A 24,875-nucleotide genomic window follows, 5' to 3' on the forward strand; every position below is an offset into this window, starting at 1 on the left:
TTTATCGTTGTTTAATTTCTTCTGTTGGTTTTATTGCGCTGACTGAGGTAGTGTCAGCAGCTTTTTCGGATCGCTCCGCAATATCTCTTTTCACCTTTAGGTGACTATTCAACTCTTCACGGGCTGTATTTTCATAGTCTTTCACCTCTGCCGTGAAATTACTATCTGGATATCTTCGATAGAAATTCATCGAATATTGGAACACATCGTTGAGTCGCTCTTCTTTTTTGGAGAAAATACTGTTTACAGCATACTCTGTACTTACCTCTACCAGTTTGTAGGCCAACTCTTCGTTGTATTCACTTTCAGGATAATCCTTTGCGAAATTTTGAAAATTGACAATGCATGCTCTCAGAAAGTCTCCTGGAAATAAGCCGTCTTTCAAACGGTAGTACATCATCGACTCTTCGTAGGCTTTTTGCTCAAACCGCTTCTCTAAGTCGGTCAACATTTCCAAAGCTCGCTCATAACTATCCGAGCCGGGATACCTCGTCACAAACTGCTGAATTGCTGCTACTGCCTCTTGGCTACTCTGCTGATCCAAATTGAAATCAGGAGCATCTAGAAAAAGGGAATAAGCATGCATAAACAGAGCTTCTTCTGCCAAAGGGCTTCGATTGTATGTCCTGTAGAAATTATTGAAATAACCGGCAGATTCGATGTATCGCTTAGTTTTGAAATGACAATAAGCGTAATTGTAATCCGCCAATTCTGCCTTTTCGCTACCTCTGATGATAGGAATCACTTTGTCATAAAGAATGATTGCCTTGTTGTATTCTCCTTTTTGATAGTAGTCATTGGCACCTTCGTAGAGCTCCTCCCAGTTGGTACTTTTTTCCAACTTGGCAAATGGGCCACAGGAGAGGCTAAGAGTGACAAAAACAAGTAAAATAAAGGGGACTTTTCGCATATTCATTTTCAAGACCGCAAATATACGGGATAATAGTTGGTATTCAAATGGATAGGGTGGCTCAGTTTACTTCTTCACAACGAGTTTTTTGGTGACAATATTTTTATTGTCAACAAATAATGTGTAGAAATATACTCCTGGGTTGAAATCTGAAACATTGATCAGTAAAGAGGAGCGCTCAGGATCTAGCTCATATTCTGCTACCGGGTTTCCGATAAAGCTATTTATGGTGATTTTAGCTAATGTTTCTCGCTTTTTCAGCTTGTAATCTAGTTGTGCTACCCGATTGCTTGGATTAGGATAAACCTCAGAAATGGTAATTGCGTCATAATCCGATTCATCGATTTTCTTGGCAGGGTCAGTGACATCGTATTGAGCTTGGACAATAAATGATTCCCGAATATTAGACGTATTCACAAAGATTAAATCAAAGGCTCCACGAGTCTCTGCGATACCAAGAGAAAACTCCAAATAAAGATCCGTAATAATCTCTCCCGGAGCTAGCGTTACTTTTATTTTGGCTAAATCTCGCTTTGCATCAAAACAGGCATCTCCGATACAGATTTTCATCTCCTGCGAAGAACCAATATCTCCACTGATATTTTTCAGGAAGTAGGTTTTTTCAACCTCGGATTCGTTTTGAAGGATGATGGTTTTCCGCTGTGATGCACCGATGTCGCCATCGAATGAAAGTCCCTCGCTTAAGACACGGACCTCTTGTGCTTCCGCCAATAGCGGAAGGGTCACAAAAACCCATGCAAAAATTCTAAGGAAAACTTTCATGTAAAATTCTATTCGATAAGCCTGTCGTCTGATACTTTCGAGAAGTAATATACTCACAAAAATACGCAGTAGGTAATCTTGGGACGAAAATTTGCGGTTAATTGTTGTTAACCTTTATAAAATATTTCCGGCCTTTATTCGTTCGAAAAATCTTTGACCTTTTTCAATGGGATCAAACCGCCTTTATTGGTATTTGTATCCCACTTTTCTAGGGACTTTTGCATTTCTTCATCAGAAGGCATTCGGATTTCTGCCTCCGGAACTTCAAAAAGATTTTCGGCTTCCAGATCCACCTCATTGACAGACCTCCAAGCAAATATTTTCTCCATAGTAGGCTTTTCTTCTTTTCGCCAAACAAAACCTTCTAGCTTTCCTCCCTCTTCACCGATATCCTGCACAGGTATAAACTTTCCCTCCGGCTTTACCCCATAGTTAACTTTTTTCAATTTTCCCTCTGCAAAGGTCATTTTGATCGTGGCAGAAAGGGTCTTATTGACTCCCTGCACTAAGGTGTCACCCTCTAAGGCATAATACAAGGATTCGCCATTTCCAGTGATATCCAATGTATTTAGATCTCCATTTTCGAAAAGCCCCGTCATAGACCTGCCTTTCATTTGATTGAAATTGACTAAGGTGTCAGTCATGACGGCAAATGCATTGTTTTTTACAAAAAGCTTCCGAAGCTGTTCATTTTCAATGAAAAACGTCATAGAATCTGCGGTAATCTGACTTCTATTATCCCAAATAGCAGGATCTTGAAATAGGCGGATCGTCGAATCTGAATAATTGTAAGACAGCGAATCAGCTATCCCTGACATTTGTGACTTCACCAACTGTATGGATGAAAAAGCCAAAAGGTATTTTAGTGAGTCTGATTCATGATCCTGAGAAATCAGCGTATCGGCAGTCATGTACAGGGTATCTGTTTCAAAGTATCTTCTGACCAAGGCTTTGCCATGGACTAGGCTATATCCCCGATCCTCCCAATATTGTCCCTGATCTCCAAATATTTCGACCTCCCGTTCCTTGTTCAATACTCGAACATCTCCCTTCCCCTCATAGTAAGCCTCATTTTCCCGATACAGCAATTCATCGGCTTTGACCCGACTTGTCTCAGTCTCCACCAAGCCATCAAAGAATCTGAAATTTTTCGCTTGCGTATCGTAAAAACTCCCTTTCGAAGCATCCAGGGTATTTCCATCTTTGGAAATCAAATTGGTTAGCCCTTTGGTTTCAGCAGTTTTGGGAATGGTGAGATAAACCAGAAAATTGGTTTTCATCGTGTAGTCAGGATTGACCAAAACCACGTCATCGGTGAAAGTAATTCGTTCCCGATTCACTTCATATCGCCCCTTCTCACTAGTCAATACATTGGTAGAGTCTACCACCCGACCATCATTGAAATAATAGGCGATATTTCCAGCTCGGTCATAATCCAAATAATCAGTGTAAACAGTCGTCTCCATATTGGTGAAGACTACATTGGTCCGGAGTTTCGCCAGTTTCGTATTCCCGTCATATTCTGCATAAGCACTTCGGGTGGTCACCGAATCTTCTTCACTTCGGATAAAAACCCGACCATATAGTTTGGCTTTATTATCTGCTCTGAAAAAATGAGCTGAATCACACTCGATCAAGGTGCTTTGATTTTTCATTCGGACAGAACCAAGCAATCTTTCAAAACCCATCGCACCTTTTAGCGAGTCTGCACGAAGGATTTCCAAGGCATTGTTTTCCTGAGCCCGAACCAATAAAATCGGAAGGAATAAAAATGCTATCAGGCAAAATGATTTGAGGCGGCTGTTCATAGACTTGTCCAAGTGGGCAAAATTAGTAGAAAAAGCTATTTTTGATCAATGTTAACAGTATTTAAGGAGCATATCGAAAAACGGGGCCTTTTGTCTCCTTCTAAAACCTACCTACTCGCCTGTAGCGGAGGAGTGGACAGCATGGTTTTGGCACATTTGCTTTTGGAAATAGGAATCCCCTTTGAGATCGGCCATGTGAATTTCGGACTGAGAGGAGCTGAAAGCGATGCAGATGAATCCTCGATTGAAAAGTGGAGCATGGAAAATAGCATTCCTTTCCATAGCCATCACCCGGACACCACCAGTAAAGCCACGGATGAGAAAATCTCCATACAGATGGCCGCTAGGGATATTCGATACGCTTGGTTTGATGATTTAATAAAAAAGCGATCCTTGGATGGGATCGTTCTTGCCCATCATCAGGACGATCAGTTGGAAACGATCTTTCTAAATCTCCTGCGTACTACCGGATTGGATGGGATACAGGGTATGGCGGATAAAAAGGGCTACTTGATCCGTCCATTACTCCCTTTTTCAAAAGAAGAGATTCTGGCTTTCGCCAAAGAAAATGGAATCACTTGGCGTGAGGATGCTTCGAATCAAAAAACAGAATATAAGCGAAACAAGCTCAGGCTGGAAGCACTCCCCGCCCTCTATGAGGTAAGTGAAGATGCTAAGCAAAACCTCCTCAGAAGTTTTAACCGCTTACAGGATGCCGGTAAGGCGCTGGGTGGATTATCAGAAATTTGGCTAGCGCAAAACCTTCAAAAAGATTCAGAAGTAGAAAGCTTGCCTTTTCGGAGCTTCATCAATCAGGCAGGTGCTACCACATTGCTTTTTTACTGGATTCGGCGCTACGGCTTCAACTCGGATCAAGCCGAATCAACCCTCCAATCGGCTAAAAATCAGGAAAGCGGGAAAGTTTTCTTCAGCGCATCTCATCAGTTGACAGTAGACCGGGAAGCCTTGCTTTTGGCGCCAATTTCAGAGCGGTTTGATCCTGTTATCCTAGATGAAAAAGACATCGAACTCGAACTCCCGGAGGGCACCTATGAATTACTGAAAGAACCTTTTGACCGGAAAATTGACACGTCCCGTCAGAATGCCCAGTTGGATTTGGATCGACTGAGTTTTCCCTTGACTATCCGGACTTGGGAGTTGGGAGACAAATTCATACCTCTAGGGATGAAAAACGGAAAAAAAGTCTCTGATTTTTTGATAGATTTGAAAATAGACCGTTGGCACAAAGATCAGGTCAAAGTGCTTATTTCGGAGGGAAAAATCGCCTGGGTGATCGGCCACCGGATTGCAGACTGGGCCAAGTGCGACGAGGCTACACGGGTTGCTTTACATTTCAAAAAGAAAAACTGATGCAAAATCCTTTTACCAAATCCTACACAGAATCTGAGCTTCAGACTTTTGATTTCATGAGGCCGATCAAATTTTTTGAAAAGTTGAAAAATAAAGAGCTATCCCGTTTTTTACCGGCCATGCATGTCCGTAAATATGTCAAAGATGAGGTGGTCTTTTTCAGTAAAGACCCTAGTCAAGCCATCTACTTGATCAAGAAAGGACAAGTGCACCTGACGATAGATGTGAAGGACAATTTTGAGATGATCATGGAAATCAATCGTGGCCAGGCATTTGGAGAAAACTCCCTTTTACAAAACACCAAACGAATCTACACCGCGATTGTCAGTTCGGATGAGGCAGAGTTGATCGTGATCCCGCATTTTGCTATTCAAGAGATCTTCGAAAGCAATCCAAAAATCAAAGCCAAGGTGATGACGGCGCTTGCAGAATATTACAACGAAAACAATCAGCGCCTCTTTCGCTCCTACCGGGAGTCATTTGGATTTTTTAGCCTTCGGCAAATGTTTGAGTGACAATTGACAGCCGCTTATCCTTAAGTCAAATACCATCCAACAAAGTATTTCCTTTCGGGTTTCTAATCCTGTCATTGTTAATTAACTTAGCGGCGCTTTTTAGGCAATTCATTCATAAAAATTTATAAAATCATGAGCAAAGTAACCGTAGTTGGGGCTGGAAACGTAGGAGCAACTTGCGCTGACGTTTTGGCCTATCGCGAAATCGCGGAAGAAATTGTTTTGGTAGATATCAAGGAAGGCGTAGCCGAGGGCAAGGCTTTGGATATCTGGCAAAAGGCCCCGATCAATCAATATGACCCGCGTACAGTCGGTAGTACTAATGACTACAGCAAAACTGCCGGATCAGATGTAGTTGTCATCACTTCAGGCCTACCACGCAAGCCAGGGATGACCCGTGACGACTTGATCGAAACCAACGCAGGGATCGTGAAGTCTGTAACAGAAAACGTAATCAAGCATTCACCTGACGCCATCATCATCGTAGTATCTAATCCACTCGATGTGATGACTTATCAGGCACACCTCTCTTCCAACCTTCCACGTACCAAAGTGATGGGTATGGCTGGAATTCTCGATACAGCACGCTACAGAGCTTTCTTGGCAGAGGAGCTGAATGTTTCTGCAAAAGAGATTCAGGCTATCTTGATGGGAGGACATGGCGACACGATGGTTCCACTTCCTCGCTACACCACTGTTGCTGGTATTCCTGTGACAGAGCTAGTAGCTAAAGATAAATTGGACGCAATCATCGAGCGAACAAAATTCGGTGGCGGTGAATTGGTAAAATTGATGGGAACTTCCGCATGGTATGCACCTGGTTCTGCTGCTGCTCAGATGGTAGAGGCAATCCTTAAGAATCAGCGTCGCGTATTCCCAGTCTGCATCAAGCTTGATGGCGAATATGGTATTGATGACTGCTATCTTGGCGTACCTGTCATCCTCGGCAAAAACGGAATCGAAAAAGTAATCGAATTGGATCTCAACGAAGAAGAAAAGGCTCTTTTGGAAGTTTCCAGAGGCCACGTGAAAGAAGTAATGCATGTACTTGACAATTTGTCCAAGTAATTGAACTTCTAAATTCAAAGACCCGGGATCTAGTTTGAAAAAGCTGCATTCCGGGTCTAATTTTTGTACCTTAACCACAAAATTCCAGCCCCTTGAATATTGGTAAAAGTGCATTGATTCTCGCCATTATCTTGGTTGCCACAGTTGCGGGCTACCTGCTCTATTCCGATTATTTTTCCTCATCTACGCTGGAAAACAAGCAGTTAATCAGTGATAATGCCGTTTTTGTTCTAGAATCAGATCAAGCTGATCAAAGCTGGAATAAGCTGGTCAATCACCCACTTTGGGAAAAAATCAAAACCATCCCAAGCTTTGAAAAAATCGCCACTAATCTCTCGACCTTAGACAGCCTCACAGGATTCCAGGGTCACATATCCCGATTACTCAATGGAAACAACCTAACCATCTCCTACCATCCCACAGGAGCTGAAAGCTTTGATCTACTCTATATTTTACAATTGGATAAGTCCTCTCTTGAAAACCTTTTATCAAGTATCAAATCCAATATTTCGGGAGAAACCAAACTTGTAGCCAGAACTTATTCTGAAACTGAAATCACTGAAGTCACCCAAGGCTCCGACTCCCGACTGATGAGTTTCACCTATTTAAATGGGCTTCTGGTCCTTTCCGAATCATCATTTCTAGTGGAGGAGGCAATTAGAAAGTCTCAGGTTCCCGCAGATGAATTGATCCCGGCTAACTTGACAGCTTCCGGCGAAAAAGGCTTGGCTACGCTTTGGCTCAGAGGAAAAAGCCTTGCAAGCTTTCTGAAAGGAGTAATTAAGGAAAGAGAAAGTCAGCAAATTCGGGCTTTGGAAAATCTTGATGCATCTGTCGCTTACGAATTCTTTTTGGATGCTAATCAAATCAGATTTGAGGGGAATTTGGATTTCAGCGAAGCACCTTCCTTCACCCCCTCCCTTGCTGCGAATATTTCTGAAATTCAAAAAGCTATCTCTGCCAGAACGGTCTCTCTAACCCAATTCAATTTACAAGGGATAGCAGAAATTCAGCAGCTAGAAAATCGAGGTTTCGTCCCAAAATCCACTATCCAAGCCGAAGTACAGCAAAACTTAATTGATCAAGGATTTTTGGATGGGTTTGGTGGGGAATTTTACCTACAAGAACTTGAATCGAGAGCTGATGGCAGCTCAAATCTAGTCTTGGTAGCGAGACTCCTCAACGACAATGAGCCCCTCGATATTCTAAAAAACTACTTACAAAAAGAAAGTGAAACCTATTCTGATTTTTATGGAAATGATGAAGTTTTCTACGTTCCCACGGAGGAGCTTCCCGCTTATCTTTTTTCAGGAAAGTTTGTGGGCTTTCCACAGACTTTTGTGATTCGTCGAGGTAATATCATTCTATTTGCCAATTCGCAAGAAGCGGTCAAAATGCTTCTTGACGATCTTAACAGAGGCTATACCTGGGATAGTAATGCACTTCCAGATTATCTGAGGGCAGCATTAAGCCCAAGCGCTGGTTTCTCGCAGACCTATCGAATCAAGGAAATCTGGAATAAATGGACCACTTTAACCAACAGTTCCTGGAGTTCCTATTTCCAAAAATACAGACCAGTATTTAGTGCATTCCCTTATCTGACACTCCGGGTAAATCAAATCGGGGAAGAAGCAAAAAGCAGCATTTTGATCACTTTTGATGAGACAGCACCAGAAATAGAAATCGCCGAAAATCAAGTCAATCTCCAATCAGATCAGGTCCTGAGATTCAATCAATGGCTAAATTGGGGACCAAAGGAGATCATCAACTATCAGGACAACTCAAAAGATTTGATCCTTCAGGACCAGGACCATACGCTATACCTCATAAACTCAGCTGGAGAAATAGTCTATCGGTATCCACTATCTGGCCCCGTTATCAGTGATGCCTTTCAAGTTGACTACTTCAAAAATGGAAAACTCCAGCTGCTTCTTGCCACCAAGGATAAAATTTACGGAATTGACCGGCTTGGAAATCCATTGACCGGCTATCCTTTTGATCTCAAAGAATCGATTACTCACTTGCAGTTGGTTGATTATGACAATACCCGAGACTATCGGTACTTTGTAGCAACGGAGTCTGCGAACCTCCTTTTACTGGATAAAACAGGAAATAAACTGGAGGGATGGAACCCAAATCCAATCTCGGAGAATAGCCTTCAAAGTCCGCGACACTACCGGGTACCGGGCGTAGGGGACTACATGGGCACGCTCACTTCATCAGGCAAGCTTCATCTTTTCAATCGAAGAGGGGAAAAGCAATCCGGATCGCCTTTCGACCTTAGCGCGAGCTTCCAGTCTGAATTATTCTTTGGAAAATCTACCACCACCAATCGATTTGTCCTCACCGGAGTCAGCACAGATGGCCAGGTAATCGAAGTGAGTTTCAACGGAGAGGTGGTCAATCGAAATCAACTGGAAAAAGATGATCGAGACAGCGAATTCAAGTTAATCCCTGATCAAAATCAGAATCAGTTTATCATCCTTTCCAAAACCTTCAACCAGCTCAAAGTCTTCAATTCCAAGCAGGAGGTTTTGTTTAATATCCGCGTCTCTGAAGAAAGACTTGTGTATCAATATTTTGATTTTGGATCGGATAGACAGATTTTTGCAGTGACAGACCCTCTGCAAAACTTCACTTATCTCTATGATCTTTCGGGTAACCTGCTGACCAACTTGCCGTTGGATAGTTCAGGTCCGATTCAAATTAGTTTTGACCAAAGGGCAAATCAGTACGCCATACATACCATCATGGGTGATCAAATGATCACTTATTTCCTTTCGGCCTAGTTGATTGGATTTTACATTAGAACTAAACCGGAGCTATGTTTCGCAAAATATTTATAAGTTTTTCCCTTCTATTTGCTATTTCCCTACAGATTCAGGCGCAGTTGATTCGGGATAATACGGCAGCCATCACCGATCCTGCAAGGTCCAACCTGAGTACGCCTTATCATACCACACTGACTTTTTTCTACAATCTGGAGGACTCCAATTTTGCTCCTGAGCAGGCTGCAAAAGCTCTAAATCTCTCGGATGTTTCAAAGGACGAAGGGGAAAGTCTAAGTATCAAGCTTAAGCAGATTTTTGAAGGACAAGGGATCATTATCCGAGCAAGTCAAATCCCAAGAATCGCCGACTATCAGGACACAACAGGAATAGTCGCAGAGAAAATCTACTATTTTGACCGCAATAAGCTTCCGGGAGTATTCCTGGAAAAAGTAGGCTCTCAGTGGCAGTTTTCAGCATTTACGGTCAGTCAGATCGAAGAGATGCACAAGAGCACCTACCCTTACGGTACGGATCGATTGCTTAATCTCCTGCCTAAGATTGGAAACGAGCAATACCTTGGCTTCTATCTCTGGCAATTAGTAGGGCTCTTTTTCATTATTCTATTTGTCTTTATTGCTCATTTCTTTTTCACCTTCTTGGTTGATAAAGGTTTGGTTTTCCTATTCCGAAAACTAAATATTCAAAAACTTGGAGAGAGTTATCTCCTTCCTGTTGCGAAGGTGGTTAGTTACTTTTTGATCGTTCAAATCCTATCCATTTTACTTCCGGTGCTACAGCTTCCGGTAGAGATTTGGTCATGGCTCGTGGTGATTCTACGGACGCTGAGGCCACTTTTGATCACCTTGATTTTTTACAAGTTGGTCAATGTCCTGGCTATGTACTTTGCCCGATTGGCTACCAAAACAGAGTCCACACTCGATGATCAGCTCGTTCCGCTTTTGAGAAAAACCCTCAAAGCATTTGTAGTCCTCATTGGTACACTTTTCATCCTAAAAGATGGGTTTAATCTCGATATCATTCCTTTCTTGACCGGTCTTTCCATTGGTGGTGTAGCCATTGCACTTGCCGCCCAAGACACCATCAAAAACTTCTTTGGTTCTGTCATGATCTTTATTGATAAACCCTTTCAAGTGGGGGATTGGATCACTTCCGGAGAAATTGACGGTACGGTTGAGGAAGTAGGATTTCGATCCACCCGGGTTCGAACCTTCCGAAATTCCGTGATGTACGTTCCAAACGGAAAAATGGCTGATGCCATCCTTGACAATCATGGACTACGCGTCTATCGAAGATTTTACACCACTTTGACTGTGACCTACGACACCCCGCCGGAATTGATCGAGAAGTTTGTCAAAGGGCTTAGAGAAATCGTTTTAGCTCACCCCGACACTCGGAAGGACTATTTTCATATTTACTTCAATAACCTTTCGGCATACAGTCAGGACGTGATGCTGTATATTTTCTTTACAGTTCCTACCTGGCCGGAAGAGCTCCGGGCTCGGCATGAAATCCTGATAAGCACCGTCAAACTAGCCAATGCGCTTGGTGTACGATTTGCATTTCCTACTCAGACTCTCCACATGGAAAGTTTCCCCGAGAAAAAATCCTTGGTACCCGAATATCCGGATGATGCCACTTACCAAAAGAAGTTGGGCGATTTCCTATCGAATGAATTGAAGAAAAAGGATTAATCAGGAGACTGAACCCGGAAGTAAGCCCTTCGGATCACTTCCCCATTTTCCCGCAATTCCACTTCAAAAGGCAAGGACAAATCCGGGATTTTAAGGTTTAGTGCATCACCATTCAATCTTGAAGCCTTCGGATCATTTGACCAGAAAAGGACGGATCTAAAATCACCGCGATTTATGCTTGAACCTCCGAAGGTCTCTTGCTCCAATTGAACCGGCACTTGGATTCCAGGCGTCTGCTTGAAGAAGGCATTGGTAGGTAAGGGGAAACCTCCTACATTACTTTGATAGGAAGAGAAGCTCATCACCCCCTCGTAACGCTGATCATTGAGATAGAAGACTCGAGACAGAATCTCCAGCTTTTCAAAGTTCTTCGGATTAAAAGCCGCAAGCTGATCCGAGTCAAAAACCGGCATACCATCCACAAGCATCAGGGGATTTCCGGTGAAGGTATTTCCAAACTCATTGACTGATCGAAACTCCTTTTTTCCCTGCCTGGTACGCACCGAAACCATCGGGACGTATTCTTTAATGACTGTTTCTACCGATTCAAAGCGGGTATAATCATCCAAGAGAAAAGTCCGATCTGCCACAAAGCCTGTCACGACCGGTATGGGTTCTTGCTCATACTTTTCGGTGTAAAATGTCTGTACTCCACTACTGATCAACAAATCCTGAAGGAAAGGCTGATCATTGGGACTGATTTTCAATTCTGGAAAAGAAAACCCACTCGCAAATTCAGTTCTCACAGCAGGACTGAGAAATTCAAAATCAAGCATTTCCCCATTTTGATCTGCCTGAGCAATCATAAAATCCCAATGCTTCAATCCCCCAATATCGAAATACAATTTCCCCTTTTCATCAGGTCTATCCGTGTACAAAGCAGACTCCCTTCCATGCACTGAAAGGAAATAAACCTTCGTCGTATCGACCGTTCTCGGATCAATCTGAGCAGCTACTATATGCCCAAACAGCTCAGGCAAAAATTCACCTTGAGCCTTTCCGGAATAAATGGCTGAAGAAGGCAAACCCTCAGAATCTTTCAGGTAGGGATTGTAAACTTTCACAAAAAGTTTCGTGGATTCTTTGAAAGCATTTGATCGAATACTAAGCTCCTCTCCTGCTTTGGCAAGAGGCTTCGAAATGCTGAGATCGGTATCAGATTTAGGCAGATTTTCAAAAAACCCGGGATGATCTTCCGCTATCGCTGGTGGGATTTTTGGATTGAAAATGGTTACAAACTGCTGTTTGAGCCCCTTTTCCAAGTCCACCAAAGGACTAATTCGGGTAAACACCCGCAAAAGATAATGGTCAGAAGGAATATCCTTCGGGATTTCTAAGAAATGAAAAAGCTCCCCCTTTTCAAGTAAGAATTTAGACAAGTAAACGGATTGATTTTCCCGATTGAGGAGCTCCACGTAGAGAACCTGTGAGGTACTTGGCTTATCGTTTTGATACGCCGAAGCTTGAATCCAAACTTTCTCCCCAGTGAAGAAAATATTCTTGGGAACTGAAAAATCTACTGTTTCAGGGACGGCATTTTGTGCAAAAAGAGAAAGCGGAAGGAAAACCAAGCAGCAAATAGCTGCGAAATATTTCAAGCGATAGAATCTATTCATCAGAAGTCCTCCCAAAAATCAGGTTTCACATTTGACCCTCTGCGTGTACAGTCTACACAGGAAGCCCGCGCATAGCGGTAGCCAATGGGAACAAAGCCGTTTTCAAGGAAAATCGGAGTAGTCGGTATATTTCCCCCTGACCTGAAAAACTGATCATAATTAGCAACCAAGACTGTATCCGGCTCCATGACACATCCAAAATATTCCTCCACTTCTGCAGTCCAAGGAGCTACCTCCCGAATGTCAATGTAAAGACGTTTTTGCTTAACCACCCCCAAACTGACCTGTCCGATGACTGGCGCATCTGGATTTTGATCCATGGTGATATTCCCACCGATGATAGATGGAAGCGGGCTGAAAATTGATCCCAAATCATCCGAATTCTCCTTCAAAATCTCCCAAAACTCCACATCATCCTTGCTGATTGCTTTCTGGGAAATCAAAATACTATAGCGAAGCGAAAGCCGCTCGTCTCCTTGATTGATCTGTCGGATAGCCTGCCGGAAAACAAACTGATCCTCGAATCGGGAAGAAGTTTCCAACAAAAGATCCGAATTGGGACGACTCAAGTAGCAACGGTCAATTCGCTCCTCCTCGGTACGCGGCACGATCTCTTCAGTCTCTGGTACATATTTGTCCAAAGATGTAAAAGGAGGCCTGAAAGCCCATGTTTCCTCGTAGGTCCAGAGAAAGTCATCGGCATTTTCATCACCCTGTGTGGTCAGGAAAATCTCCACCCCATCTTCATTCTTATCAAATCCCACATCGATGATATCAGGGGTGATAATGGGTCTTAGTTCCTCCGAGGTATAGCTTGCTCCGTTTTGCAAAAAGATCCGAAGCCGATAGACATCCGATTCTGAAATATCATGTGCAAATTCATACTTACCATCTCCCAACTCAGTGAGCGAGAAACGAGCCCCCGAGGTATTTTCCAAATAAATGGTTGCTCCATTGACCAAGTTATTGGTGAATCCATCACTCTTAATATTGGAGGTCAAGCTTAGAGACAGCTCACTGGGAATCCCCTCTGAGTCCAGGTATCCTTCCACCACGAGAACATCCAGATCGACCGGATCGATCTCGGGCTCGAAAGGCTCCCGACAGGCCGAAAACAGTCCAAGGAAAAATAAAATATATAGAAAGTTATACCGCATCAGAATTTGAAATTGTAGGTAATAAAAGGAATAGGTCGGGCGAAAATAGAAAGCTGATAGCCTTGGAGCTGCCCTTCTACTGCTGTGTAATAAACCGAGTAAGGATTGCTTCGTCCTAGCAAATTATAGACGCCCAAGGACCAGGAAGAATGTGCCAGTTTCTTGACCTTATGATTTCCTTCTAAGTTGACTGAGGCATCCAGTCGAAAGTAATCAGGAATCCGGTAAGCATTTCTTTCGGAGAAATAAACTCGCTCCGAACCCGCGTATTCAAACTTAGCAATCGGCAAAGTCACCGGTCTTCCTGTGCTGTAATTTCCATTCAAAGAAACGTTGATCCGCTTGCTGAGCTCATAATTCGACACCAAGACCACATGATGGGGTTGGTCAAAATTACTGGAGTAAAATTCCCCATTATTGATCTTTTCGATACTTGGTTCATCGGAAGTCCTCAGCAAAGAACGGGAGTAGGTATAGGCCAAGGAGCCTGTCAAAAGGCCGGAAGTCTTTTTCATCAAAAGCTCCACTCCATAGGCTTTACCGATAGAATTCAGGACATCCTGCTCAATATTTTCATTCAGAATCAAATCTGCCCCAGACCGATAATCCAGCAGATTATTCATGTATCGATAATAGACTTCACCGGAAAACTCCAAGGTATTTCGCGCCATGTTTCGATAATAACCTACAGAAGCCTGACCTCCGGTTTGAGGTTTTAGATAGCGGTCACTCAGCTTCCAGCTATCCGTCGGTGCAATCGCTGAGGTATTGGACAGCAGGTGAAGGTTTTGCCGCATGGTGGTAAAGCCTGCCTTGATTGAGGATTGATTATCCAAGGTGTATCGACCCGATAGTCTAAACTCCGGACCATGATAGGTCTGAACTACCTGACCTGACCCGAAAGTCTCCTCCCCTATCACATTGCTCTCCGTGATTGGAGCTCCAGGCACATATTGATTGACTGTCAAAGGTCCAAGAAGCTGATAGAACATATAGCGTCCACCATAGCTCAGGGAAAAGCGCTCATTGATCGTCCATTCATCTCCGAAATACACCGCAATCTCCCGCCCATTTTCATCTTCCAAATCCTCCGGAATCACGATAGACTCCGAGCCGAAAGGTAGATTGGTACCGGGATTGAGTTGATATTGAATACCATGCACCCCAAATTTATACAAGTGGTTCTCTCCTTTTCTGTATTCAAAATCCGCACGTAAGTGCCATTGCTTGACATCGAAGCTGAATTCGTAGGCGTTCAGAGGATTGTCTTCTCCGATGATGCCAAACTCATAGCCATCGTAGCCCACTGTAAATCTACCTTCCAGTTGATCATTGAAGTAGTGTCGCCAGGTCGCAGCCAAGTTAGTATTGCGATAGGAATAGGTCGTATCCGCGTCAAAAGCAAAATTATCCTGAGAGATGTAAGAAGTGATTTCGAGTTGATTCTTGTCATTGAAGGTATGACGTAGATTGGCATTCAAATCATAAAAAGAAGCATTCGATCCTTCCAAGGCTGCTTCATCCTCCAGAAGATTCAAAGCCCAATCCGAGTAAGTAGTTCTTCCTCCCACTATGAAGGTGGTATTCTCTCCGATGGGTCCTTCCAAACTCAGTCTACCAGTCATTATCCCAATACCTCCGCTTCCTCCGATTTTATCAGTTCGCCCAAATTTGGGTTCCACCTGTAGCACGGAAGAAAGCCTTCCTCCATAATTGACTGGCACGGAGCCTTTGTAAAGCTCAACTCCTGAAACCATATCGGGATTGAACGCTGAGAAAAAGCCAAAAACGTGTGCAGGATTGAAGACCGTGGACTGATTGTAAAGAATCAAGTTTTGATCGGCAGCACCACCACGGACATTGAAGCCGACGCTGGCCTCTCCGACGGTATTCACACCGGGCAGGGTCAAAACACCTCTCAAAATATCTACCTCTCCCAGAATCGCAGGTAACTTCCGGACATCGGCTATGCTGATAGCCTGCACGCCCATATCCAATTTATTGATATTGTTCAAAGCACCCGAACTCACGACTACTTCGTCTAGGGAAAGGAAATTCTCCTGCACCTCCATATCCAATACTCCATCCCCAAAGAGCTCGATTTGACGCTGCTCTTGATAGCCTCCTGGATTTTGGACGATCAAAGTATGTCGGCCCTTCGGCAGCTCCAGTCGGTACATTCCATTTTCGTCGGTAATGGCTTTCTGGTAATCCACCTTTTCGAAGATTACTGTCCCCAACATGGGTTCCCCATTGTCGATATTGGTGATTTTCCCTCGTAAGACGGCCGTTCTCTTTGCTGGATCTTCATTTTCCTTACCAATTTCAAAGCGCATATTTCGCGCAAAGGCACCCATGGCAGAAGCATTCTGCCCGGAGGCACTTTCCACATCTACTTTCGGGTCAAAATATCCTCTAGCGAAGTCCACCGTGAGCTTTTCACCCTTGGTGATAAAAACCTTTCCATCAGGAGAAATAGAAAATTCCAAATCCGTTTCTTCCAAAACGCTACTCAAAAGATCCGAAAGCCCGGTTTCATTTACCTGAATATTGACCGTAATCCCTTCCACCAATATGGGATCGAAATAAAAGCGAAAATCGCTCTCGGACTCGATCTTTTCGGCAAATCGCTCAAAGCTCAAGCCTGCGTAGAAGCCGGTAAACTTTGCCGAAGTCTGTGCCCAAACCTGCGTCACAGCGAGTCCAAGAATTAAAATAAGTGATATTCGTATCGCTTTCATCATTGATCAGTTCTGGGTGAGTTGGCGAGCTGGAGCAAAGCGACTAGGTATTTTCTTCGATCTTTATTGTAGTAGATGCGTTGGCGAGTGAGATTTTCCCGGATCGCCTTTTTTTGTACTCCGAGCACCTTAATCGCATCTTTCTTTTTCTTGACTGGGTAAAAAGCTCCTGCTTTGTATAAAAAGAAATCTTCGTACTCATCGTAATAGCCAATATAATCCCCCAATTCCCTTGCGCGTCTATCGACTTTGTAATGCTTGGACAAAAGCCTGAAATCTCCGGAGGCAATCACTTCATAAAAGCCATTTTTGTCATACAGATATCCTTCATTACCGCTCAGCTGCACAAACCCTTTCCCGTCAGACAGGACAAAGCCGTCAATTTTGGAGGGCTTGATCAAAAGCTTCTGCGAAAAGAGGGGATGAAAAGTGATCACCTGATCATAGCGAATATCATAAAGCAAAGGTACATCGGGATAAAAAACCCGATTGATGGTCAGTCCCCCATTTTCGAAGGAACGGGTATCCAAAAAAGGAAACCCATCATAATTTCTAGGAGGCTCCGGATACTGCGCACCCGTGATCAACTCCTGAAAGAAAGGAAGCTGCTCTTGGTACTTATCCAGATTTTGAAGATTCTCGCTGACAGCTTGACCGAATGACGAAACCGTCAAAAATATCCAGCTACCTAAAGAAAAAATTATTTTACGCATGGTCGAAATTACAAGAGTTTCTAATCCGAGATTTTCTATTTTTAAAAATATCTTTAAGTGGCTTCCTTTATCGATAGAAGGGAAAATGCCTCCACCAAATTGTTAAAAACCTATTATGACCAATCGCCGACAAGCCCTCAAGACCCTCGCCATTACTTCCTTAGCCGCAACTGCCCCGCTTATACAGACGAAGGCAAAAGACCAAAAGCTACAGCAGTTTCGATTTTCCTTGAACACCTCCACTATACGGGGGCAAAAGCTGAGCCTCTCAGAAATGATTACTATCACCGCACGGGCAGGCTACGATGGAATCGAACTGTGGATGATGGAAATCGATGCCTATTTGGAGTCTGGAAAAAGTCTCCAAGCCTTGAAAAAGGAATTGGACGATGCGGGAATCGAAGCGGTGAATGCCATTGGATTTGCGACATGGATGGCGCAGGACCAGGAGAAAAGCAAAAAAGGCTTTGCCCAAATCGAAAAGGAAATGAATCAGCTCGCAGCCATTGGTTGCAAGCGCATCGCCGCTCCTGCAATCGGTGCGGAAGCGCCGGTGGACTTATTTGAAGCTGGAGAAAAGTACGCTCAACTTCTGGAGCTTGGCCGCAAAACCGGCTGTATGCCACAATTGGAGTTTTGGGGAGCCTTTCCACCTTTTTATCAGTTGGGGCAGGCTCTGGCGGTCGCAGCCATGGCTAATGATGCGGATGCCCGATTGCTGCCGGATATTTATCATCTTTTCCGTGGAGATTCCGGTTTTGATGGGCTGAAACTGCTCAGTGGGAATGCGGTAGAAGTATTTCATATGAATGATTTCCCCGGCACCCTGGCCCGAACAGAGCAAGAGGACAAGCATCGGGTTTTTCCTGGGGATGGGGTGGGTCCATTGGCGGAAGTGGCACAGACCTTAAAGAATATGGGCGGAAATAAGATTCTCTCCCTTGAGCTCTTCAATCCAAGTCTATATGCCATGGATGCCGATGTCGTCGCCCGGACAGGTTTAGAAAAAATGAAGCAGTTTTTTTAAAAAGCACCAAGCCTTGGGGTTTTAAAAACCTCGAGGGTTTTCTTTGTTTTTCTTTTTATCCTTGATCATGCATTTGCCATATTTTCTTTGCTTGAGTTGTTGGAAGACCGATGACCGAAGTCCCAGCCACGGCTGGCAGGCGAAGCTTCCGGATTTGGATCTTTTCAGCAGAAAATAAGCCTTCTTTTTGTCAATACTGATAGGAAATCCGATAGCCTTTCGCCGATGTGAGTATCTCCACTCACGTGGACGTAAATAGGAAGTTTATCGGTTCGTGAAGACACGAACCTGGGCATGGAGCTTTCCAAAATTTTTCAATCTTCTAATTTCCCAATTCCTCTCACCCAAACAAATCCGAACTCAAATACCGGTCTCCCCGATCGCAGGTGATGCAAACGATCAGGCCTTCTTCGAGTTCTTCGGAAAGTTTGATAGCCACGGTCAAAGCTCCTCCGCTACTCATGCCGGCTAGAATTCCTTCTTCCTTAGCCATTCGACGTGTCATTTGCGTAGCCTGTTCTTGGGACACATCGATCACCCGATCTACCCGTTCCTTTTCAAAAATTGCCGGCAAAAACTCTGGTGACCATCTTCGGATGCCGGGGATACTTGAGCCATCCGTAGGCTGCGTCCCTACGATCTGAATAGCTGGATTTTTTTCTTTCAAGTAGCGGGAAACGCCCATAATGGTTCCCGTAGTCCCCATTGCGGAGACGAAATGGGTAACTTTTCCATGGGTATCATTCCAGATTTCGGGTCCAGTGGTTTTGTAGTGAGCCAGGTAATTATCCGGATTGGCAAATTGATTGAGCATGAAATATCCCTCTTTCTCGTTCATCTCTTCTGCAAGGGTACGGGAATACTCGATGGTTTTGGCAGCAGGTGTCAAGATGACTTTGGCTCCGTAAGCTTCCATGGAAAGTACCCGCTCTCGGGTAGAATTATCAGGCATAATCAGAGTCATATCCAGACCCAAGACCTTTGCCACCATCGCAAGGGCAATTCCGGTATTTCCGCTGGTAGCCTCCACCAATTTATCGCCCTTTTTGATCTCCCCTCTATCCAAGGCAGATTGCAGCATATTAAAAGCAGCTCGGTCCTTCACACTTCCTCCGGGGTTTTGACCTTCCATTTTGCAGAGGATCTTGACCTTGGGATTGACAGGAATATGCTGGAGCTCCACCAGAGGTGTATTTCCAATTAATTCAAAAAGCTTCATACTAGTCGTTTTTAAAGATGTACAAATCCGTTTGGGATGAGTCGGCGTGGTGCATTTGGGCTTGGTAGTAGACCTTTGAGCCCGGATCAACTGACTTGGTAAGCCAGACATTTCCACCAATCGTACTATCTTTTCCGATGACGGTCTTCCCTCCCAAAATTGTCGCCCCTGCATAAATCACCACTCCGTCTTCAATGGTTGGATGTCTTTTGCTATCTGCATCGGCCTTGTCCACACTCAATGCCCCAAGGGTAACGCCCTGATAGATTTTGACATGATTTCCGATAATAGTCGTTTCCCCTATCACCACTCCTGTACCGTGATCGATACAGAAATGTTGCCCAATTTGAGCTCCCGGGTGAATATCAATTCCGGTTCGACTGTGAGCGATCTCCGTGATCATCCTAGGAATCAGTTTAATCCCCAAAAGATGCAACTCGTGCGCAATCCGATAGGCAGCAATGGCATAAAACCCTGGGTAAGACCTCAAAATCTCTGTGCGTGATTTGGCCGCAGGGTCACCTGCATACATGGCGTCCACATCCTGATTGATCCAATCGTAGATTCGCTCTAGATTGTCGAAAAACTGTCTTCCTAGCTTCAGTCCGTCCTGCTCATGCAGATGGGTATTTCTCTGAAGAATCTTTGAAAGCCGCTCCTGAAGTTCCTCCATTCGGGCTTTGAGCTCGGATTTTTCCTTGATTTTCTGCACAGAGTGCTCTGGAAAAAGCAATCCCAATAAGCTTTCAAAAAACTGTTGGATGACCTGTGGGGAAGGGCAATCCGAGCATTCTTGATGAGATTGATGGAGTTTTTCGAGAAATGAATTCATAGAATAGGCTTGATGTGCATTTACAACACAAAACCCACTCGAATCACATAAGGTTCACCATATGGCGAGCGTCGATTATCATGGAGAACATTGTAGAGAAAGGTAAAGTTGGCTCCGCCTCTTCCACCTCCGAAGGGTGCAAAATAACCACCTCCCAGAAAAAGTCCATTTACCCAAATGCGCTCAAACCGTTCAGAGGCCAGATTGTAATTCTCAAAATTGATGGATTCATACTCGGCATGTAGGAAAATATTGGGGAGGACATTGTAGCGATTGAACAAGCGCCCGCCATAAGTGGAAGAGGATCCTCCTATAAATCTGCGGTCGTCAAAATATTGATAAGTGATTCCAATACCTGCTGAATATTTATCAGTAATCATCACCCCCGCCAAAGGAGAGACATCGATCAAAGTTACAGTTCCGAACTGCATCCCGAAATTTCCTCCGAAATACAATCTATCCTTGAATGAGGTGCTGTCGCTATAGATCGGGCGCTGCGCAAAAGCTAAGCTTGAAAACAAAAAAAGGCCAAAGAAGATGGCCAGGAATTTATTTTTTGACAATAACATAGAGATCTTCGCTTTCTTTCTTCATCAGGTATTTTTCACGGGCAAACTTCTCCATAAGTTCTGGATTGCTCATCAATTCCTCCCGCTCAGCTTTAATTTTTTCTTTCCGCTCCAGGTAATACTCTTTTCTATCCTCCAATTCAGAAAGCTTTCTGCTCAGTTTGAATTGATTGATCAAATTATTGGAGTCGATAAAAATCATCCAGCAAAGAAAGAAAGCCCCTGCCAAGAAATAGAAATTGGTGGTGAGTTTGAAAAATCTCTTCATGATGCTACAATTTAAAACAAAGGAGCGCAAAGTTCATGCAAATTTTAAAAGATCGTGGAAAAAAGAATCGCAATCTCTTTGATCATAGCTCCTGACTCATGCATGATAAATAGCCCGATTTTCCCGAATCGATTCCGAAGATTTTCAGGCCTTTAGGAATATTCTCCTCTCTTTTATCTGTATTTTAAATGCATGGAAGTAGAAAAAATACATCGGAGAACATTCCTTAGAAATACTGTTTTGGTCACCGGATCTCTAGGCTTGCTTCCCTTTTCACCGGCTTTATCGGCAGAAAAGCGGTCCAAAATGCGCTTTGGGCTAGTTACCTATGAGTGGGGCAAAGATTGGGACCTTCCTACCCTCATCAGCAATTGTGAAAAGACAGGCGTACTCGGGGTAGAACTCCGCACTCAGCATGCCCATGGTGTAGAAAGTAGCCTGAGTAAAGCCCAAAGAGAGGAGGTCAAAAAGCGATTTACAGATAGCCCAGTCACTTGCTTAGGTTATGGAAGCAATTACGAGTATCACAGCCCTGACCCGGAAAAGCTCAAGCAAAATATTGAAGAAACCAAGGCTTACATCCAGCTATGTCATGATATCGGCGCCACTGGCATCAAAGTCAAGCCCAACTATTTACCCCCTGAAATCCCTCGAGAAAAGACAATCTCCCAGATTGCTGCTTCCTTCAATGAAGTAGGAAAATTTGCTCAGGATTATGGGCAGGAAATCCGGGTGGAAGTTCATGGACAGTACACGCAAGAGCTTCCGGTTATGAAAGCGATTTTTGACCAAGTCACCGAACCCAATGTGAAAATCTGCTGGAATTGCAATGAGGAGGATCTTCTTTCCCCTGGCCTGGAAGCCAATTTTCATTCAGTGAAAAAGTGGTTTGGGGATACCGTGCATGTACGGGAATTCAACGTCGGGAATTACCCCTACCCGGACTTATTCAGGCTTTTCAAGGAAATGGATTATGAAGGCTGGATTTTGCTCGAAGCCAGAACCAAGCCAGCCGACCGAATAGAAGCCCTACGAGAGCAACTCGAGCTTTTTAATGCCCTAGTCAAATAGATCAATATCCTTATCATTAAATCAGAACCCAAAACACCAAAACCCATACTAACCATGAACGATCAATCCAGAAGAGATTTTCTGAAAAAGTCCGCTTTGACCACTGCCGGAATAGGCTTTGGTGCGATGGCTTTTTCCCCGAAAAGTTACAGCCGAATCATTGGAGCAAATGATCGGGTAAATGTCGGCATAGTTGGCTTTTCCGACCGCGCCAAATATGCCTTGATACCGGCTATGCTTGTCCACGCCAAAGAGATGAATTATCAGTTTACTGCAGTATCAGACATCTGGAGTCGGCGTCGAGACGAATGCCAGGCTTACCTGAAGGATAAGGCGGATTTGTCTATTGCTGCCTGTAGAAATAATGATGAACTCTACGATCGAAAAGATGTGGATGCCGTCATCATCAGTACTGCAGATTTTCAGCATGCTCTTCATTGCAAAGAAGCAGTGGAAGCCGGAAGGGATGTGTATGTGGAAAAACCATTTGCCGAAACAATGGCGGATAATCGGGCAGCAAAAGAGGCGGTCCTCCGCACCGGAAAAATAGTACAGGTTGGTTCTCAGCGAAGAAGTGGCGCCAATTACCACGCTGCAAATAAATTTATCAAAGACGGAAAATTCGGAGATATCGTAGCAGTGGAAATGACCTGGAATGTCAATCAACCGGGCCGCTGGAGACTACCCGAATTGACACAGGAAATCCGCAAAGAAGATACAGATTGGGATAGATTCCTTATGAATCGACCTAAAGTCGCCTGGGACCCTCGAAAGTACTTGGAATTCCGCCTCTTTTGGCCTTTTTCTTCCGGGATTCCAGGACAGTGGATGGCTCATCAGATTGATACCGTGCATTGGTTTACAGACCTGCCACACCCGAGAAGTGTAGCTGCAAATGGAGGGATTTACCTTTGGAAAGACGGACGGGAAAATTTTGATACTATGACTGCTGTATTTGATTACGGGCCTTTAAACGATGCCAGTAAAGGCTTTCAGGTAATTTATTCGTCCCGATTCACTAATTCGGCCGGCGGAACGAAGGAGATTTATTACTCCAATTCGGGAGAGCTCAATCTGGATACAAATAAAATAACTCCAAATGGCGGACTACGGGAAAATCATGCAAAACGGATGGGGATGAAAGAAAATCTACTTCCTGAAATGTCCCTAGCAGAGGCTGCTGCAGTGGAGACAGGTGCTAATACGGGTGTAGATAATCTCACTTCTGCTCATATGCGAAACTGGATGGAATGTGTTCGCTCCCGCAAAAAGCCCAATGCAGATGTCATGGCTGGCTACAATCATTCCATCGCCAATATCATGACCACCGCTGCACTTCGCACTGGTCAGTTTGTAACCTTCGATGAGGAAAAGCAAGAGGTCTTGGCAGGAGGTAAACCATTCCAATATTAGGCCATGCTTTGGATCAAAAAAATCAACTGGGGGACAGCCATACTTCTGTCCCTCTTTTGGGGTACTCAAGGAACACTTCAGGCACAAGCAGATCAAATTAAACTGCTCCAAAAGGATGCTGAGAAAAAAGTGGAGGTACTAATTGGGGACCAGCTTTTTACCAGCTACTACTATCCAGAATCCATCGCAAAGCCAGTATTATACCCTATCATTAGCTCAGGAGGAAGGGAAATCACCCGAGGATTTCCCATAGCTCCAAGACCGGGAGAACGAGTTGACCATCCTCATCATGTTGGACATTGGATGAATTATGGGGATGTAAATGGACTTGACTTCTGGAATAATTCAGATGCTATACCTGCTGATAAAAAAGAGCGGTATGGAACAATCAGGCATACGGGAATCTCCGAGATAAAGGAAAATAAAAATAGCGCAGAGTTAGTGGTGGCCATGGATTGGTTAACTCCCGATGGCAAAGTTTTATTGAAAGAAAAAACCCGGTTTGTATTTTTCTCCGAAGGAAAAAAACGAGGTATAGACCGAATTTCTACCCTGACTGCTCAGGGAGAGCCAGTTTTCATGAAGGACAACAAAGAAGGTGTCTTTGCAATTCGTGTAGCTAGGGAATTGGAGCATCCATCTGACAAGCCCGAGCTATTCACTGATGCAAACGGCAATCCAACCACGGTTCTCTCCCTAAACAATGAAGGAGTTATGGGAAAATATCGAAGTAGCGCCGGAAAAGAAGGGGATGAGGTTTGGGGAACGCGAGGGGAATGGGTGACGCTGGACGGGGAAATTGATCAGGAAAAAGTCTCTGTAGTAATTTTGGATCACCCTGACAATCCGGGTTATCCCACCTATTGGCATGCTCGGGGCTACGGACTTTTTTCAGCCAATCCTTTGGGTCAAAAAGAGCTGAGTGGTGGAAAAGATATTCTGGATTTCAAATTAAGCCCGGGAGAATCCGTCACCTTTCGATACCGGATTTTGCTTTACTCAGGAGAGCATCCCGATGATAAAAAATTGAATTCGGAGGCGAAGAGCTTTACGAAGTAATCTTTACTTTAATTCGCAAAAAATCACCCGTAAGCGGTCAGTTTTAGCTTCAAAATGGGACATTCTATCATTTTACTAGAATTTTCATTTCCCGATTTCAAGCTTGAATCAATCTCGCTGCTGGCAATTCTTGATAGTTTTTTGAAGGATCTTTAGAAGAGCATCCGGTATTTTTTTTAATGAATGCTCTCCAAAAACACAATCAGAAATCACCGCCTAGCGAATTGAATTATTTAGGTTGAGAAAATTTAG

The 24,875-nt window shown here is 44.0% G+C and carries 20 protein-coding genes; 9 read left to right on the plus strand and 11 right to left on the minus strand.

Translation table 11 applies throughout. The features are described 5' to 3' along the window. Position 1: 1 nt before the first annotated feature. From OU792_RS07550 to OU792_RS07560, 3 genes are all read right to left on the minus strand, one after another. Positions 2-910 (minus strand): outer membrane protein assembly factor BamD, encoded by a 909-nt coding sequence (locus OU792_RS07550; RefSeq protein ID WP_134201550.1) that lies wholly within the window; start codon positions 908-910, stop codon positions 2-4. Positions 911-976: 66 nt separating this feature from the next. Beyond that, a complete protein-coding gene (locus OU792_RS07555) occupies positions 977-1,693 on the minus strand; it encodes a T9SS type A sorting domain-containing protein (protein ID WP_134201549.1) in 717 nt (238 codons plus the stop codon). Positions 1,694-1,827: 134 nt separating this feature from the next. Continuing rightward, positions 1,828-3,501, minus strand: a complete 1,674-nt coding sequence (locus tag OU792_RS07560) for an OstA-like protein (RefSeq protein ID WP_134201548.1) — start codon at positions 3,499-3,501, stop codon at positions 1,828-1,830. 48 nt (positions 3,502-3,549) lie between these two features. Here OU792_RS07560 and tilS point away from each other — a divergent pair, with 48 nt between their 5' ends. From tilS to OU792_RS07585, 5 genes are all read left to right on the plus strand, one after another. Next, a complete protein-coding gene (gene tilS / locus OU792_RS07565) occupies positions 3,550-4,872 on the plus strand; it encodes a tRNA lysidine(34) synthetase TilS (protein ID WP_134201547.1) in 1,323 nt (440 codons plus the stop codon). Further along, positions 4,872-5,387 (plus strand): Crp/Fnr family transcriptional regulator, encoded by a 516-nt coding sequence (locus tag OU792_RS07570; protein WP_100628219.1) that lies wholly within the window; start codon positions 4,872-4,874, stop codon positions 5,385-5,387. The genes tilS and OU792_RS07570 overlap by 1 nt, the downstream gene beginning before the upstream one ends. 132 nt (positions 5,388-5,519) lie before the next feature. Continuing rightward, positions 5,520-6,455: a malate dehydrogenase gene (mdh, locus tag OU792_RS07575; RefSeq protein WP_024284817.1), complete on the plus strand. Its 936-nt coding sequence runs from the start codon at positions 5,520-5,522 to the stop codon at positions 6,453-6,455. 92 nt (positions 6,456-6,547) lie between these two features. Continuing rightward, on the plus strand, positions 6,548-9,244 hold the full coding sequence (locus OU792_RS07580; protein ID WP_274669885.1) for a hypothetical protein: 2,697 nt from the start codon (positions 6,548-6,550) through the stop codon (positions 9,242-9,244). A gap of 35 nt (positions 9,245-9,279) precedes the next feature. Then, positions 9,280-10,938, plus strand: a complete 1,659-nt coding sequence (locus OU792_RS07585; protein WP_274669886.1) for a mechanosensitive ion channel family protein — start codon at positions 9,280-9,282, stop codon at positions 10,936-10,938. Here the strand turns inward: OU792_RS07585 and OU792_RS07590 are convergent. Genes OU792_RS07590 through OU792_RS07605 form a run of 4 tightly spaced genes read right to left on the minus strand, consistent with a single transcriptional unit; the run spans position 10,935 to position 17,165 of the window. After that, entirely contained in the window at positions 10,935-12,554 is a 1,620-nt protein-coding gene (locus OU792_RS07590) for a hypothetical protein (RefSeq protein WP_274669887.1), read from the minus strand. The two genes, OU792_RS07585 and OU792_RS07590, sit on opposite strands and share 4 nt — an antisense overlap. After that, a complete protein-coding gene (locus OU792_RS07595; protein WP_274669888.1) occupies positions 12,554-13,711 on the minus strand; it encodes a DUF4249 domain-containing protein in 1,158 nt (385 codons plus the stop codon). Before OU792_RS07595 ends, OU792_RS07590 begins: the two co-directional genes overlap by 1 nt. Beyond that, on the minus strand, positions 13,711-16,455 hold the full coding sequence (locus OU792_RS07600; RefSeq protein ID WP_274669889.1) for a TonB-dependent receptor: 2,745 nt from the start codon (positions 16,453-16,455) through the stop codon (positions 13,711-13,713). The genes OU792_RS07595 and OU792_RS07600 overlap by 1 nt, the downstream gene beginning before the upstream one ends. After that, complete coding sequence (locus OU792_RS07605) at positions 16,452-17,165, minus strand: hypothetical protein (RefSeq protein ID WP_274669890.1); 714 nt, start codon at positions 17,163-17,165, stop codon at positions 16,452-16,454. Before OU792_RS07605 ends, OU792_RS07600 begins: the two co-directional genes overlap by 4 nt. A 115-nt stretch (positions 17,166-17,280) precedes the next feature. On the opposite strand from OU792_RS07605, the gene OU792_RS07610 reads away from it, so the two are divergent. Further along, positions 17,281-18,192 (plus strand): sugar phosphate isomerase/epimerase family protein, encoded by a 912-nt coding sequence (locus OU792_RS07610; protein ID WP_274669891.1) that lies wholly within the window; start codon positions 17,281-17,283, stop codon positions 18,190-18,192. Positions 18,193-18,532: 340 nt separating this feature from the next. On the opposite strand, the gene cysM is transcribed toward OU792_RS07610, so the two are convergent. The 4 genes from cysM to OU792_RS07630 are packed head-to-tail and all read right to left on the minus strand — an operon-like array spanning position 18,533 to position 21,080. Further along, complete coding sequence (gene cysM / locus OU792_RS07615; protein ID WP_274669892.1) at positions 18,533-19,411, minus strand: cysteine synthase CysM; 879 nt, start codon at positions 19,409-19,411, stop codon at positions 18,533-18,535. A 1-nt stretch (position 19,412) separates the two neighbouring features. Next, positions 19,413-20,243 (minus strand): serine O-acetyltransferase, encoded by an 831-nt coding sequence (locus tag OU792_RS07620; protein WP_274669893.1) that lies wholly within the window; start codon positions 20,241-20,243, stop codon positions 19,413-19,415. 20 nt (positions 20,244-20,263) lie between these two features. Continuing rightward, positions 20,264-20,812, minus strand: coding sequence for a hypothetical protein (locus OU792_RS07625; protein ID WP_100628231.1), 549 nt, complete (start codon positions 20,810-20,812; stop codon positions 20,264-20,266). Continuing rightward, positions 20,793-21,080, minus strand: a complete 288-nt coding sequence (locus OU792_RS07630) for an FtsB family cell division protein (RefSeq protein WP_100628232.1) — start codon at positions 21,078-21,080, stop codon at positions 20,793-20,795. The genes OU792_RS07625 and OU792_RS07630 overlap by 20 nt, the downstream gene beginning before the upstream one ends. A 192-nt stretch (positions 21,081-21,272) precedes the next feature. On the opposite strand from OU792_RS07630, the gene OU792_RS07635 reads away from it, so the two are divergent. Genes OU792_RS07635 through OU792_RS07645 form a run of 3 tightly spaced genes read left to right on the plus strand, consistent with a single transcriptional unit; the run spans position 21,273 to position 24,623 of the window. Then, the gene (locus OU792_RS07635; RefSeq protein ID WP_274669894.1) at positions 21,273-22,151 is read left to right on the plus strand and encodes a sugar phosphate isomerase/epimerase family protein; all 879 of its coding nucleotides are present in this window, start codon (positions 21,273-21,275) and stop codon (positions 22,149-22,151) included. Between the two features lie 54 nt (positions 22,152-22,205). Then, a complete protein-coding gene (locus tag OU792_RS07640) occupies positions 22,206-23,564 on the plus strand; it encodes a Gfo/Idh/MocA family oxidoreductase (protein ID WP_274669895.1) in 1,359 nt (452 codons plus the stop codon). A 3-nt stretch (positions 23,565-23,567) separates the two neighbouring features. Then, positions 23,568-24,623 (plus strand): DUF6807 domain-containing protein, encoded by a 1,056-nt coding sequence (locus OU792_RS07645; RefSeq protein WP_274669896.1) that lies wholly within the window; start codon positions 23,568-23,570, stop codon positions 24,621-24,623. Positions 24,624-24,875 lie beyond the last annotated feature (252 nt).

Origin of the sequence: Algoriphagus sp. NF (assembly GCF_028823735.1) — a bacterium.
In the GTDB taxonomy this organism is placed as follows: Bacteria; Bacteroidota; Bacteroidia; order Cytophagales; family Cyclobacteriaceae; genus Algoriphagus; species Algoriphagus marincola.

Bases quoted from the DNA above. Each gene is read 5' to 3' on its own strand.
- OU792_RS07550 (WP_134201550.1), bottom strand. From the start codon at position 910: ATGCGAAAAGTCCCCTTTATTTTACTTGTTTTTGTCACTCTTAGCCTC.
- OU792_RS07555 (WP_134201549.1), bottom strand. From the start codon at position 1,693: ATGAAAGTTTTCCTTAGAATTTTTGCATGGGTTTTTGTGACCCTTCCG.
- OU792_RS07560 (WP_134201548.1), bottom strand. From the start codon at position 3,501: ATGAACAGCCGCCTCAAATCATTTTGCCTGATAGCATTTTTATTCCTT.
- tilS (WP_134201547.1), top strand. From the start codon at position 3,550: ATGTTAACAGTATTTAAGGAGCATATCGAAAAACGGGGCCTTTTGTCT.
- OU792_RS07570 (WP_100628219.1), top strand. From the start codon at position 4,872: ATGCAAAATCCTTTTACCAAATCCTACACAGAATCTGAGCTTCAGACT.
- mdh (WP_024284817.1), top strand. From the start codon at position 5,520: ATGAGCAAAGTAACCGTAGTTGGGGCTGGAAACGTAGGAGCAACTTGC.
- OU792_RS07585 (WP_274669886.1), top strand. From the start codon at position 9,280: ATGTTTCGCAAAATATTTATAAGTTTTTCCCTTCTATTTGCTATTTCC.
- OU792_RS07590 (WP_274669887.1), bottom strand. From the start codon at position 12,554: ATGAATAGATTCTATCGCTTGAAATATTTCGCAGCTATTTGCTGCTTG.
- OU792_RS07595 (WP_274669888.1), bottom strand. From the start codon at position 13,711: ATGCGGTATAACTTTCTATATATTTTATTTTTCCTTGGACTGTTTTCG.
- OU792_RS07600 (WP_274669889.1), bottom strand. From the start codon at position 16,455: ATGATGAAAGCGATACGAATATCACTTATTTTAATTCTTGGACTCGCT.
- OU792_RS07605 (WP_274669890.1), bottom strand. From the start codon at position 17,165: ATGCGTAAAATAATTTTTTCTTTAGGTAGCTGGATATTTTTGACGGTT.
- OU792_RS07610 (WP_274669891.1), top strand. From the start codon at position 17,281: ATGACCAATCGCCGACAAGCCCTCAAGACCCTCGCCATTACTTCCTTA.
- cysM (WP_274669892.1), bottom strand. From the start codon at position 19,411: ATGAAGCTTTTTGAATTAATTGGAAATACACCTCTGGTGGAGCTCCAG.
- OU792_RS07620 (WP_274669893.1), bottom strand. From the start codon at position 20,243: ATGAATTCATTTCTCGAAAAACTCCATCAATCTCATCAAGAATGCTCG.
- OU792_RS07625 (WP_100628231.1), bottom strand. From the start codon at position 20,812: ATGTTATTGTCAAAAAATAAATTCCTGGCCATCTTCTTTGGCCTTTTT.
- OU792_RS07630 (WP_100628232.1), bottom strand. From the start codon at position 21,080: ATGAAGAGATTTTTCAAACTCACCACCAATTTCTATTTCTTGGCAGGG.
- OU792_RS07635 (WP_274669894.1), top strand. From the start codon at position 21,273: ATGGAAGTAGAAAAAATACATCGGAGAACATTCCTTAGAAATACTGTT.
- OU792_RS07640 (WP_274669895.1), top strand. From the start codon at position 22,206: ATGAACGATCAATCCAGAAGAGATTTTCTGAAAAAGTCCGCTTTGACC.
- OU792_RS07645 (WP_274669896.1), top strand. From the start codon at position 23,568: ATGCTTTGGATCAAAAAAATCAACTGGGGGACAGCCATACTTCTGTCC.